General features: G+C 53.1%; 12 protein-coding genes and 1 pseudogene. 7 read left to right on the forward strand and 6 right to left on the reverse strand.

The genetic code is table 11. The features are described 5' to 3' along the window. Positions 1-8 precede the first annotated feature (8 nt). Complete coding sequence (gene rplM / locus AC8GE9_RS15015) at positions 9-437, reverse strand: 50S ribosomal protein L13 (protein WP_290238500.1); 429 nt, start codon at positions 435-437, stop codon at positions 9-11. Between the two features lie 189 nt (positions 438-626). Further along, complete coding sequence (gene pmbA / locus AC8GE9_RS15020) at positions 627-1,994, reverse strand: metalloprotease PmbA (protein WP_506677965.1); 1,368 nt, start codon at positions 1,992-1,994, stop codon at positions 627-629. Between the two features lie 35 nt (positions 1,995-2,029). On the opposite strand from pmbA, the gene yjgA reads away from it, so the two are divergent. Genes yjgA through gltX form a run of 3 tightly spaced genes read left to right on the forward strand, consistent with a single transcriptional unit; the run spans position 2,030 to position 4,677 of the window. Then, a complete protein-coding gene (gene yjgA / locus AC8GE9_RS15025) occupies positions 2,030-2,590 on the forward strand; it encodes a ribosome biogenesis factor YjgA (protein WP_506677966.1) in 561 nt (186 codons plus the stop codon). Further along, complete coding sequence (locus AC8GE9_RS15030) at positions 2,587-3,261, forward strand: alpha/beta hydrolase (RefSeq protein WP_506677967.1); 675 nt, start codon at positions 2,587-2,589, stop codon at positions 3,259-3,261. The genes yjgA and AC8GE9_RS15030 overlap by 4 nt, the downstream gene beginning before the upstream one ends. A 12-nt stretch (positions 3,262-3,273) precedes the next feature. After that, the gene (gene gltX / locus AC8GE9_RS15035; RefSeq protein ID WP_506677968.1) at positions 3,274-4,677 is read left to right on the forward strand and encodes a glutamate--tRNA ligase; all 1,404 of its coding nucleotides are present in this window, start codon (positions 3,274-3,276) and stop codon (positions 4,675-4,677) included. Positions 4,678-4,701: 24 nt separating this feature from the next. Here the strand turns inward: gltX and AC8GE9_RS15040 are convergent, their stop codons facing one another. Beyond that, positions 4,702-5,205: a hypothetical protein gene (locus AC8GE9_RS15040; RefSeq protein ID WP_506677969.1), complete on the reverse strand. Its 504-nt coding sequence runs from the start codon at positions 5,203-5,205 to the stop codon at positions 4,702-4,704. 366 nt (positions 5,206-5,571) lie between these two features. Between AC8GE9_RS15040 and AC8GE9_RS15045 the strand changes: the two genes are divergently transcribed. From AC8GE9_RS15045 to AC8GE9_RS15060, 4 genes and pseudogenes are all read left to right on the forward strand, one after another. After that, positions 5,572-8,487 (forward strand): ribonucleoside-diphosphate reductase subunit alpha, encoded by a 2,916-nt coding sequence (locus tag AC8GE9_RS15045; RefSeq protein ID WP_506677971.1) that lies wholly within the window; start codon positions 5,572-5,574, stop codon positions 8,485-8,487. A 20-nt stretch (positions 8,488-8,507) separates the two neighbouring features. Beyond that, positions 8,508-9,713, forward strand: a complete 1,206-nt coding sequence (locus tag AC8GE9_RS15050) for a ribonucleotide-diphosphate reductase subunit beta (protein ID WP_506677972.1) — start codon at positions 8,508-8,510, stop codon at positions 9,711-9,713. Between the two features lie 259 nt (positions 9,714-9,972). Beyond that, positions 9,973-10,418 (forward strand): annotated as a pseudogene (locus tag AC8GE9_RS15055) (histone H1-like repetitive region-containing protein). A gap of 143 nt (positions 10,419-10,561) precedes the next feature. After that, entirely contained in the window at positions 10,562-11,134 is a 573-nt protein-coding gene (locus AC8GE9_RS15060) for a YggT family protein (RefSeq protein WP_506677973.1), read from the forward strand. A 7-nt stretch (positions 11,135-11,141) separates the two neighbouring features. Here AC8GE9_RS15060 and AC8GE9_RS15065 read toward each other — a convergent pair whose 3' ends face one another. From AC8GE9_RS15065 to AC8GE9_RS15075, 3 genes are read right to left on the reverse strand one after another with little or no spacing between them, the layout of a single operon-like run. Continuing rightward, positions 11,142-11,648, reverse strand: a complete 507-nt coding sequence (locus AC8GE9_RS15065; RefSeq protein WP_506677974.1) for an outer membrane lipoprotein — start codon at positions 11,646-11,648, stop codon at positions 11,142-11,144. A gap of 23 nt (positions 11,649-11,671) precedes the next feature. Beyond that, positions 11,672-12,613, reverse strand: a complete 942-nt coding sequence (locus AC8GE9_RS15070; protein ID WP_506677975.1) for a carbohydrate kinase family protein — start codon at positions 12,611-12,613, stop codon at positions 11,672-11,674. A gap of 10 nt (positions 12,614-12,623) precedes the next feature. Next, positions 12,624-13,553, reverse strand: a complete 930-nt coding sequence (locus AC8GE9_RS15075; RefSeq protein ID WP_506677976.1) for a zinc-ribbon and DUF3426 domain-containing protein — start codon at positions 13,551-13,553, stop codon at positions 12,624-12,626. Between the last annotated feature and the right edge of the window lie 4 nt (positions 13,554-13,557).

Below are 13,557 nucleotides of genomic sequence, written 5' to 3' on the forward strand. Positions count from 1 at the left end.
GCCTGTCCTTAAAATTCGAGTGGCTGTGGCTGTTGGGCAGAGTGCGGATGCTCAGCACCAGCATAGACCTTCAGCTTTTTGATCATCGCGTAACCCAAAGGACCCTTGGGCAACATGCCCTTGACGGCCTTCTGGACTGCACGACCCGGAAAACGCTCTTGCATTTTTGCAAAGTTCGTTTCGCGAATACCACCTGGGTATGTCGTGTGACGGAAATATTTTTTGTCTTGCGACTTATTACCGGTTACGACGATCTCAGCGGCGTTGATGATGACGATGTAATCGCCCGTATCAACGTGTGGCGTGAATTCTGGTTTGTGTTTACCGCGCAAACGGCGTGCGACTTCGCTGGCCACACGACCGAGGACTTTGCCCTTCGCGTCAATCACGAACCAGTCACGCTTGACTTCATGCGGCTTGGCCACAAATGTCTTCATGATTGGATCCTAATAAATTCCCTCCGGGACCATCCCGAAAAGACTCCCCTGATTTTTATAAAAACATTATGCCAATGCGTTGTTACCCGCCCGTGCATACGCCCACAAAAACCAAAGCCATCACTCCAAATAGGAGTCATTGCTCGGGGAAAGCCTTTGATTTTACAACAAAATCATTTCGTAAGCCAACTAGGTGCCCGCAACCGCCATACGCTCAATCAGGATCGAGCCCGTTGTTTTGCTGCCTCGGGTGATCGCATCGGCACCCACGGCAACGATTTGGGCAAACATATCCTTTAAATTACCGGCAATCGTGATTTCCTCGACGGCATGCTGGATTTCTCCGTTTTGGACCCAATAACCAAAAGCGCCACGAGAATAGTCACCCGTTACATAGTTGACGCCCTGACCGATCAACTCCGTGACCAAGAGGCCTGTGCCCATTTTGCGCAGCATCGCCTCAAAATCGTCTTTTTTACGCGTCTGCGAAGAACGCAATACGAGGTTATGGGAGCCACCCGCATTGCCTGTCGTCACCATGCCGAGCTTGCGAGCCGTATAACTTGAGAGAAAGTACCCCTGCAACACACCGGCGCGAATGACGTCACGCGCTTGCGTTTTTACACCTTCCTCGTCAAAAGGAGAACTGCCCATCGCCCCTTTGATATGGGGATCCTCGAGGACATTGATATGCGTTGGGAAAAGCTGACGACCGAGCGAATCCAGCAAAAAACTCGTTTGACGATATAGCGCGCCACCACTCGTGGCATGCGTCAGTGCCCCGAGCAATCCCAACGCCAGAGGCGCCTCGAACAACACGGGGAAATGCCCTGTCGGGATTCTTTTAGCCGACAAGCGCGCCAACGCCCGCTCGGCGGCATAGCGACCCACGGCTGCCGGATCTGCTAGTCGGTCCGCACGACGATCACTGGTGTACCAATAATCACGCTGCATCGAGCGGCCGCGACCGGCAATGGGAGAAACTGACAAACCGTGCCTCGAGTACGCATAGCCATCCAGAAATCCACGGGTATTACCCAGAACAAAATGTCCCTCGTGGGTATCAACGCCCGCCCCCTCGGTATTGGTGATGCGCTTATCGGTGGCCAGAGCGGCGCGCTCGGCCTCTACAGCGAGTCTTGTGGCTTCTTCGACACTCAACGCCCAGGGGTGATGGAGCTGCAGCTTATTTTTGACACCAATGGCCAACTGATCGGCTTCTGGTAGCCCTGCAGCGGGATCCTCTGCCGTATACCGCGCAATGTGCCAAGCCGCCTCAACCGTTTCGCGTAACGCTTTGGTGGAAAAATCAGAAGTCGAGGCGGAACCGCGGCGTTGCCCAGCAAAGACCGTCACATCGAGCGAGCGATCGCGCGTCTGCTCGACCGTTTCGACGTGGCCCTTCCGGACCGACACGGCCAAGCCGCGTCCCTCAGAAACCTCGGCAGCAGCGTCACTCGCGCCCAGACCTTGAGCATGTTTGAGCGCCTGAGTCACTAAATCCTCGAAAATCGGTCGATTTTGAGCAACTGGAAGAAAAGAATTTGATGTAGCCATATTAGTCCGTTAGCGTGAGGCTTTATGATAGCCGTATGACACAAGAATTACCTCAAACACCTGACGGGACCGATGAGTCCCTCTACGACGGCCCCAGCAAGTCGCAATTAAAGCGCGACATGCTTGCTTTGGTCGACCTCGGACGCGAACTGGTGGACCTGTCCCCAGAGCGTCTTAAACAACTACCGTTGGCCGAGCGCCTCTATGACGCGATTCGTCTGGCACAGCGCACAACGAGTCGCGAAGGCCTTCGACGGCAGATTCATTACGTCGGCAAACTGATGCGGGATGCCCCTGCTGAGGAAATCCGCACGCTGTTGGACACTTGGAAAAACGGCTCTCGTGACCAAACGCGAGCCATGCATCGCCTCGAAGCCTTGCGTGATCGCCTGCTCAAAGAAGACAGCGCCCTCACCACCTTGCTGGAAAAATATCCTCAGGCGGATATTCAGCATATCCGCACGCTCATTCGTGAAGGGCGCAAAGAAGCCACGGCGAATGAATCTCTGCGACAAGGCCAAGAGCCACAACGCAAACATTATCGCGCGCTTTTTCAGGCGCTCAAAACTCTCCAAGATCCGGATACCGAAGCATGACGACCAATACTTTGCTTGAATGCGTCGAGCACAACACGGGCCCCAATCCAACACATTGTGTCCTTTGGCTGCATGGCCTTGGCGCCGATGGGCACGATTTCGCGCCCATCGTACATGAGTTGCGCTTACCCGCCTCACTGTCTGTACGCTTTGTCTTTCCACATGCCACGATTCAGCCTGTGACCATCAACGGCGGCATGGCGATGCGCTCTTGGTATGACATCCTGACACCCAACCTCGTCAAACGCGAGGATGAGCAAGGCATTCGTGCCTCTGAGCGCGCGATTCAGGCCTTGATTGCTCGCGAAAACGCGCGCGGCATCCCGACCGAACGGATCGTGCTTGCCGGCTTTTCTCAAGGCTGCGCGATGACCTTGCACACGGGCTTGCGTTCAACCTTCAAGCTCGCGGGACTGATGGGATTGTCCGGCTACTTGCCCCTGATCGATATGGCGGACAGCGAACGTCAACCCGCCAATGTGGACACCCCGATCTTTCTGGCCCACGGTACGCATGACCCCGTTGTCACCCTCGAGCGCGCTGAAGCTTCCCGAGCAAAACTCGCCGCGCTTGGCTACGCCGTCCAGTGGCATACCTATCCGATGCAGCACTCCGTCTGCCCAGAGGAAATTCACGACATTTCACGTTTTTTACAAAGCGTGCTGATTTAATAGGTTTTATTTATGTCTTCCCCTTCAATACCTGTTCGTACACGCTTTGCGCCCTCGCCCACCGGTTTTCTTCATCTGGGTGGCGCACGTACTGCTTTATTTTCTTGGGCTTATGCCAGACACTTTGGTGGCACCTTTATTTTGCGTGTCGAGGACACAGATCTTGAGCGGTCGACCCCTGAGGCGGTTCAAGCGATCCTAGATGGCATGGCTTGGCTGGGTCTCACCCCTGACGAAGGTCCTTTCTACCAAATGCAGCATATGGCTCGCTACCGCGAGGTCGTGGCCAGCATGCTCGCGCAGGGCACCGCCTATCATTGCTTCAGCTCTCCTGCCGAAGTCGACGAGATGCGTGAGCGCGCCCGTGCGCTGGGTCAAAAGCCACGTTACGACGGTACTTGGCGTCCCGAGCCCGGCAAAACCTTGCCGCCTATCCCTTCGGATCGCAAACCCGTGGTGCGTTTTAAAAGCCCACAGGATGGCGCGACGGGCTGGGTTGATATGGTCAAGGGGCCCATTACCTTCGATAACAGCGAACTCGATGACCTCGTCATCGCGCGTCCCGACGGCACGCCGACTTACAACTTTTGCGTGGTCGTGGATGACTGGGACATGCGTATTACCCATGTGCTGCGTGGCGACGACCATGTCAACAACACACCCCGCCAGATTACGATTTTGCGCGCCCTCGGCGTTCCTGTGCCTGAGTACGGACATCTGCCCATGATTTTGGGACCGGACGGCGAAAAACTCTCCAAGCGACATGGCGCGGTGAGTGTCATGGAGTATGATCGGGATGGCTATTTACCCGAGGCCATGATCAATTATTTGGCGCGTTTGGGCTGGAGTCATGGCGATGACGAACTGTTCACTCGCGAGCAACTCGTCACGTGGTTTGATCCACAACATTTATCCAAGTCCGCCGCGCAATGGGATCCCAAAAAACTCAATTGGGTCAATGCCCACTATATCAAGCAGAGCGATGATTCAGCCCTTGCCAGTGCGGTTGCTCCGCGCATCACTGCACGTGGGGGTGACACGCAAAAAGTCGCGTTGACCCAAGTCGTTGCCTTATTAAAAGACCGCGCAGAAACGCTTGAACAGCTCGCCGATAGCGCCATGTTGTTTTGTGGTGCGTTTGAACCGGCGGCGCCGGAGCTCGTTGCTCAACATCTAACCGAGCCAACGCGTCTTGTTTTAAAAGATTTTGCCTCGCAAGCCGCCGAATTGGAGTGGACACGGGCAGCGCTCAGTGCGTTAATTAAGTCCACGCTTTCGACGCATGGCTTAAAGATGCCTCAGCTTGCTATTCCTTTGCGCGTTGCCGTGGCGGGCATCACGCAAACACCGGCGATCGATGCCGTGTTGGAAATTTTAGGAAAAAATACAGTACTGGAAAGACTCGCTTTAGTTTGACATCACTCGCATTCCACGAGTGATTTACATCAGCCTAAAGCTGTCTTGAACGCGCTGGCCAGTCATCGGCTTGCTACCCGGCTTGTCCTCACGAAAGACAACCCGGCGCGAATCGTTACGCTCTATTAAGTAAGTCAGCGTGTACATCGGGTCGCGGTAATCGACCATTTCACCGTTCGAGCGACTGATGCGCACCACAAGTTTTCCTTGTGGTGCTTCCCAACAGCCCGTTTCGCGGAGCTCAGAACGAATATTACGTCCCTGTTTGACACGGATCTGCTGACGCATCTTACCGTCGGCCGTCAACGTCAATAGCGTCTGAACTTCGCCTGCGACATCCGCTTGTTTACGCACCACATACCAAACACCTGTTAGCGACTGTTCTGCCGACGGCGCGACACAGACAGGTTCAGGTAAGTTTTCAGGCGCAAGCAACAACGACGAGTCAGAAGGTCGCGGAATGCCGCAACCCGCTAATACTAAACACAGACTCGCTGCAGACCAGCGAAATAAACCAAGAGTGGACATCAACACCTCAACGCAACAACATCAAAAACGAAATAAGTAACCGCAATAGTGCTACATATTTAGACAAAAACAGTCACATCTCGGTTGATTTAATAAAAATCCCTTTTGGACAAGCGCCGAGATTTGCTTTTACACCACACTTTTTTGAACTATAGGGTTAACGATAGCTAAAAAATAATAAATTAAATGATTGCCTAGCCTCGTTTCAAACACTAGAATTGGTATCCAATAGAAAATTAAACACTACATGTAGTGGTCGCTTGCCAAGATGCTAACAGCTCTAACGCAGGCTTCCTGGTTGACTACATGGCTTGTTATGACCGAATTCGAATGGGCGTGTGCCCCATTCACCTTGCAGGAGCCCAAATGCAAACTTCCACCAGCTCAGTGTCGCAACGCGAAGCCGCACCCCAGTTTTTATATACAGACGTGCCTTTAACAGAGGCCACTTGGACTCAATACCACATCATTCGCCGTAACGGTGCAGTGGTCAATTTCGAGCCGAGCAAGATCGGCATCGCCATGACCAAGGCCTTTTTAGCTGTGAATGGCGGCCAAGGTGCAGCCTCCGCGCGCGTGCGCGAACTCGTCGATTCCTTGACGCGTCAAGTCGTTCAGGCGCTCGTACGCAGCCGTCCCAATGGTGGCACCTTTCATATCGAAGACATCCAGGATGCAGTCGAGCTTTCCTTGATGCGCTCAGGCGAGCATGATGTTGCGCGATCCTACGTGTTATATCGCGAGCGCCGTTCTCAAGAGCGCGCCAAAGCCAAAGTTGAACAAGCACCGGCCGAAGCCACAACGCTTCACGTCGTAGATGGTGGCGTACGCAAACCTCTTGATTTGGCAAAATTACAGGCCACGATCGAGTCAGCAGGCTTCGGCTTGGGTGATTTCGTCGACACCGCCGCGATTCAGCGCGAAACACTCAAGAACATTTACGATGGCGTACCCGTCGACGAGGTCTACAAGTCGGCGATTTTAGCAGCGCGCTCGATGGTCGAAAACGATCCAGCTTACAGCAAGGTGACCGCACGTCTGCTACTGCATACGATCCGCAAAGAAGTCTTGTCCGAAGACGCCTCGCAAGAAGACATGGCAACGCGTTATGCCACATACTTCCCTGAATTCATCAAGCGCGGCGTCGAAGCTGGCCTGCTGAATTCAGAGCTTTCGCGCTACAACCTGCCACGCTTGGCGGCCGCACTGGATGCAAGCCGCGATCTGCAGTTTGACTACCTTGGTCTGCAGACCCTGTATGACCGCTACTTTCTGCACATCCGTGGTCAGCGTATCGAGCTCCCGCAAGTCTTCTTTATGCGTGTCGCGATGGGTTTGGCAATTGCTGAAGTGGACCGTGAAACACGTGCCATTGAGTTCTATCAGATCTTGTCGTCCTTTGATTTCATGAGCTCCACGCCAACGCTGTTCAATGCTGGTACGTTGCATTCACAGCTGTCGTCTTGCTATCTCACCACCGTGTCTGACAATCTGGACGGCATCTACGAAGCCATCAAAGAAAATGCATTGCTGGCCAAATATGCTGGCGGCTTGGGCAATGACTGGACACCTGTGCGCGCCATGCGAAGCCACATCAAAGGCACCAACGGCGAAAGCCAAGGTGTCGTGCCCTTCCTTAAAGTGGTCAACGATACTGCTGTGGCCGTCAACCAAGGTGGCAAACGCAAGGGCGCCGTGTGCTGCTACCTCGAGTCCTGGCACTTGGACATCGAAGAGTTTCTAGATCTGCGTAAAAACACAGGCGATGAGCGTCGTCGTACCCACGACATGAATACCGCAAACTGGATTCCTGACTTGTTCATGAAACGCGTGATCGAAGGTGGAGACTGGACATTGTTCTCACCCTCCGATTGCCCGGATCTGCACGAAAAAGTGGGTGTCGAGTTTGAAAAAGCATACGTAGGCTACGAAGAAAAAGCCGCACGTGGCGATTTGCCTTTGTTTAAGAAAATGCCTGCGACCAATCTCTGGCGCAAAATGCTGTCGATGCTGTTTGAAACCGGTCACCCATGGATCACCTTCAAAGATCCATGCAATATCCGCTCACCACAGCAACACGTGGGCGTCGTACACAGCTCAAATCTATGTACAGAAATCACACTGAATACAAACGATACAGAAATTGCAGTGTGTAACTTGGGTTCGGTCAACTTGCCTGCGCACTTGAAACAAAACGCAGACGGCACGCTGTCTCTCGACCACGACAAGCTTCAGCGCACCATCAAGATCGCGATGCGCATGCTTGATAACGTAATCGACATCAACTACTACGCCGTCGCAAAAGCCCGCAACTCTAACGTGCGTCACCGTCCAGTCGGCTTGGGCATGATGGGTTTCCAAGACTGCCTACACTTGATGCGCGTCCCTTATGCGTCACAAGGCGCGATTGAGTTTGCAGATCGCTCGATGGAAGCCGTTTGCTATTACGCTTACAGCGCCTCCAGCGATCTCTCAGCAGAACGCGGTCGTTACGCAAGCTTCGAAGGTTCGTTGTGGTCACGCGGTATCTTGCCGCATGATTCCATCGCACTGTTGCGTGAACATCGTGGCGGCTATGTTGAAGTCGATGAATCCAGTACGTTGGATTGGGATTCGTTGCGTGAACGCATCAAACTACAAGGCATGCGCAATTCAAATTGTGTTGCAATTGCCCCAACAGCAACAATTTCGAATATTATTGGTGTGTCCGCGTGCATCGAGCCAACTTATCAAAACTTGTACGTTAAATCGAACCTCTCCGGCGAGTTCATTGTTGTCAACGAACACCTTGTTCGTGACCTCAAGAAACTGGGCCTCTGGGATGAAGTAATGGTCGCCGATCTCAAATATTTCGATGGCAGCTTGTCCCGCATAGATCGCGTTCCGGCCGATTTACGTACCCTATACGCGACAGCTTTTGAAGTCGAACCAAACTGGATCGTCGAGTGCGCCGCACGTCGCCAGAAATGGATCGATCAAGCGCAGTCACTGAATATCTATATGGCTGGTGCTTCCGGCAAGAAACTCGACGACACGTACAAGCTCGCCTGGTTGCGTGGTCTCAAGACCACTTACTACCTGCGTACGCTTGGCGCGACGAGTGCTGAAAAATCAACAGGGCGTGGTGGTGAGCTCAATGCAGTCAATGTATCTGGTGCGAGCGCGACTAGCGGTACGTTCGCTTCAGCCGCTCCCACATTACCCGATCCTGAAATTCTCGGGGCGGCCTGCACCATGAGACCTGGCGATCCAGGTTTCGAAGAGTGCGAAGCCTGCCAATAAACCGCCACCGGAAAAATATTATGCTTAGCTGGAACGACGAACCTACGACCACAACCGCCCCGCCTGCCGGCTTGGGCGGAGCACTCTCCTCCGTGCAACCCGCATCACTGGCAGCATCCATGTCTGCGCGCGCGGCCACAGGTGTCTTTGGCGATACCGCTTTACCAACACCCGGCCTCACATACTCACCCGTGGCACCTAACCCCGCAACACGTGTCAATGTTGCCGATAAACGCATCATCAACGGCCAGACCGATGTCAATCAGCTCGTGCCCTTCAAATACAAGTGGGCCTGGGAAAAGTACATCGCAACGTGCGCTAACCACTGGATGCCCCAAGAAATCAACATGTCGCGCGACATCGCCCTCTGGAAAAATCCTAACGGACTGACTGATGACGAGCGCCGCATCATCAAACGCAACCTTGGTTTCTTTGTGACAGCGGACTCGCTCGCGGCCAACAACATCGTGCTGGGCACTTACCGTCACATTACTGCGCCCGAGTGTCGCCAGTTCCTGTTGCGTCAGGCTTTCGAAGAAGCCATTCATACACATGCTTATCAGTACATCGTTGAGAGCTTAGACCTCGACGAGTCCGAAATTTTTAATGCATACAACGAAGTGCCTTCGATTCGCGCCAAGGATCAGTTCCTGATCCCTTTCATTGACGCCATCGCAGACCCGAACTTCAAAACCGGCACACTCGAAACGGATCAAACGCTGCTGAAGTCGCTGATTGTGTTTGCTTGCCTGATGGAAGGCCTGTTCTTTTATGTTGGTTTCACTCAGATTCTCGCGCTGGGTCGCCAAAACAAGATGACCGGTGCTGCCGAGCAGTACATGTACATCCTGCGCGATGAGTCCATGCACTGCAATTTCGGCATTGATCTGATCAACACCATCAAGCTCGAAAATCCACAACTCTGGACGCCAGCCTTCCGCGAAGAAATTCGCTTGCTGTTCGCCAAAGCGGTCGACCTTGAATATGCCTACGCCGAAGACACCATGCCACGCGGCGTGCTGGGTCTGAATGCGCCCATGTTCAAATCGTACCTGCGCTTTATTGCTAATCGTCGTTGCCAGCAGATCGGCATCGAACCTCTGTTCGCCCAAGAAGAAAACCCCTTCCCTTGGATGGCAGAAATGATTGACCTAAAGAAAGAACGCAATTTCTTTGAAACGCGTGTGATTGAGTATCAGACTGGAGGCGCCCTCAATTGGGAATAAGTCTCTAGTCAGAGTTTCAATCTCACTTTGTACTTGCCAGTCGGCGGCTCACCCTGCCAACTGGTGCCATTTGAAATGCTTCGCGTCCTAATGGGAGGCAGTTCAAATGGCTGTGCCGGATTCATCAGCACAAATCACATGCTACCGATGTTTGGTAGCGGCTTGTGACGATGAATAACTCGGGCGACACATCCTCCCATGGTGGGCGGAGTCAAGCACGGGTTTTAATGTTTGGGACCCTGAACTAAGGAGTATTACCATGGCAACAGCCAAAAAAGCAGCAAAAAAAGCAGTAAAGAAAGCAGCCGCTAAGAAGCCCGTAGCTGCCGCGAAGAAAGTCGTTGCAAAGAAGCCAGCAGCCAAGAAAGTCGCTGCTAAGAAGCCTGTAGCAAAAAAAGCAGTCAAGAAAGTAGCAAAAAAAGCTGCGGCCAAAAAGCCAGCAGCTAAAAAAGCCGTAAAAGCAGTCAAGAAAGTTGCAGCTAAAAAGCCAGCAGCCAAGAAAGCAGCAGCTAAAAAGCCTGCCGCCAAAAAGGCCGTTGCTAAAAAGCCAGCTGCGACCAAAGTTGCTGCAAAAAAAAAATAGTTAAAAAAGCTCCCGCTAAAAAGCCGGCAGCCGCTGCCCCCTCGACCGCCGCAGCTCCAGGTGCAAAAACAGCCCTGAATCCTGCAGCGTCTTGGCCTTTTCCTACGGGTGGCCGTCCCTGAGCTTTTAGCTGAGGTTTGCTAGACCTAACCGCCTGGTTCGCCAGGCGGTTTTTTTTATCCCATAAACAAACTCGGTCTCCCAAGAGTTCGCACTCGCATGCGACAATGTCAATCTTTTTTCTCCACTCGGGACAGACTCTCTTATGATTGGCGAAATCCTCCGCTTCCTACTCGATATCGGCTTTACTCTGATTGGCGCAGTGCTTTTGGTGCGCGCGTGGTTACAAGCCGTCAAGCTCCACCCCTTTAATCCGATCTCACAAGCCGTTAACCAAGTCACTAATTGGCTCGTCACGCCTTTGCGCCGATTGGTGCCCACAGACGGAGGCACCGACTGGGCAAGCCTGCTAGGCGCGCTCCTCGCGGCGATCGCTTATCTGCTTTTGTTATGGTTTGTGTCTACCGCAAGCATGCTCCCGGTCAAGCTGATTCCGGGCGTCATTGGTGCAGGCTTTGCGACGGTTGGGCGTTGGGCACTCAACCTGATTGTCTGGCTCACCTTGATTCAAGCCGTGCTGACATGGGTCAATCCCATGGCAACTGTCATGCCCGTCTTGCGGACACTGACCGCGCCTTTGCTCGAGCCGATCCGTCGCATCATGCCCAAACTAGGTGGCTTAGACTTATCACCCTTGGTATTGTTGGTTTTGGCGCAAATCGCCATCATGGTGCTCAACCGCATCACCTACCAACTCTTCCCGCTGTTCATTCTGTAATGAGGCTTTAGCTGCCTGAAAGCGGGACCACACGCGTCGGTCCCGCGCCGCTCACCACCTGGACGCGTTGATTCATCATAATTGGCAAGTCTGCTTCCTGAGCAATCACACGCGTTTCACCGTTATCCAAACGAACAGTGATCTCTAGCCCATCTTTCTTTCCCATCCGCTCTTCAACTGCATTGCCCGCAAGCGCCCCTAGGAGTGCGCCACCAATAACCGCCAAGGTGCGCCCTGTACCGCCACCAACGGCGCTACCGGCCACGCCGCCTATCGCTCCACCGGCAATCGCCCCTCCACCCGATGTCTGATCACTCTGAATCGTGATGGGACGTACGTTAATCACCGTTCCATTTCTGACAATCTGATCGCGCTGCGTCTGGTTATAGTTGTAGACATTCGCAGAGGCTGAGGGTTTGGCGCAACCCGTCACCAAGACAATACTGGACAACGCAAGCGCACTCAAGGCTAGACGAAAGCCAGTCTTGGCCCGAATAGAACATTTTTCATTCATCACAAGAATCCTTTCAAACACGCTCAAACAGGTAATCGTAAATTGCAATAGCTGCTGAGCATTGTGTCAATCTCGGCTCGGCTTGGCGCATGGTTTTGTGGACCACGCGAAGCGATCTTGATCGATCCCATCAGATTTCCAAGTTTACAGGCATCTGACCAACTCCAGCCCTGCGTCAAACCATATAACAAACCGGCTCGGTGCGCATCACCGCAACCCGTTGGATCTACAAGTCCTTGAGGCTTAACTGGGTCGATATGATGCTCTTGACCCTCAGTATAGAGCGTCGCACCCATTGCGCCACGCGTCACAGCGATCGCCCGTAAGTTTTTAGCGAGTGCCGCGATTGTCTTGCCAGTGCGTTGTTCCACAACGCTTGCTTCATAATCATTGACAGTGAGCGCTTGCGCCAAGCTAAGCATACTCATAATGTCATCCCCATCGAAAAGAGGCATCGCCTGACCCAGATCAAAAATAAAAGGCGTCCCTTGGGCATGCAAGCGTTTGGCGTTGGCCATCATGCCGGCTTTTGAGTCAGGCGCCACGATCGCCCAGGCCGCCTGATGACCGGTTAAATCATTTTCCGAAGAACGCTCCATGGCCCCTGGATGAAAGGCCGTGATCTGATTGTCATCCAAGTCCGTCGTGATGAAACATTGCGCGGTCAAGGTCCCGGGCAGACTACGAATCATCTTGATCTCGATACCGAGCTGTTTAAAGCGCTGCAGATAATCTGACGCGTCTTCACCAACCGTAGCGACGGGAATCGGATGTCCACCCAAAAGTTTCAAGTTGTAGGCAATATTGCCTGCGCAACCGCCAAACTCACGGCGCATACGAGGGACTAAAAAGGACACGCTCAACGCATGAATGCGATCGGGCAAGATGTGGTCTTTGAACTGTCCTTCGAAGACTGCGATCGTATCGAAAGCGACTGAACCACAAATTAAAACTGGGGCTGTCATGTTATATGCCTCAAGGAAAAAATGGTTTAAGCGTGTAGCCGTTAATCTGCAAACCTGTCACAGTAACGGGCAAAATAAGACTGACTTCTTGATTCGAGGCGAAAGGCTTATCAACCAATTGGGTAGGGAGATAATCGTTGGGACTCATGCGTTTACGTGATACGACAGTTCCGGACGCATCCGTGAGCTCAAGAGTCAGCCCAGGCCATGGTTGCGCTTGATTCAAGCGATTACGCATAGAAAATCTCAAGGACATCTCGGCAGGCTTACCCTCTTGGGTTGTAGACGCCTGACGCTCAAAAGCAATCACGGACACTGAAATCCGCTCGATATATCGACGTAGGCTCACTTCGCAGCCGAGTTTTGAGCACATCGCATCAACAGCGGGGCGAAATGAGGGGAACTGTGTCGCAATATCATTACGATAAACATAAGCGAGCTGAATGACTAGCAACCCAAGCGCAAGTACGCTTGCCAAACTCCACAGCAGCATCTTCAGTCTCGGCGTATCGACTTCATCGACTAAAAACTCTGGCTGCGTTCTCCCCACCGAAGGGCCTTCGCCACGAAGTCGGGACTCGCCTAGAATTGCCCTGGAGGATTCGGCATCCGCGCGCGCAGTAAATACTGCGGGCTCAGGGATCTCTTGCTCTCTACGTTCTAAGGGCTCGCTTCTTTCAGCACGATGCCGTAATACTGCGGGCTCTGCAGCCGAGGCTACAGAAACTGCAGACGCGTTTGTCGCTGCTGGCGTTGAAAACCGAACTGGCTCAACACCTGGACGCTGCGTTAACGTGGGGAGCTGGCTTTCGAGCGTCGCAAAGCCATCAAAAATATGCGAGCAGGTCCCGCAACGCACTAAACCATTCAGCGCTTGCAGTTGTTCTAGTTTGACAATGAAGTCGCTGTGACACTTTGGGCAACGCGTAATTAGACTCATGCGA

The sequence above is a fragment of the Zwartia lucis genome, from assembly GCF_965234455.1.
GTDB lineage: Bacteria > Pseudomonadota > Gammaproteobacteria > Burkholderiales > Burkholderiaceae_B > Zwartia > Zwartia lucis.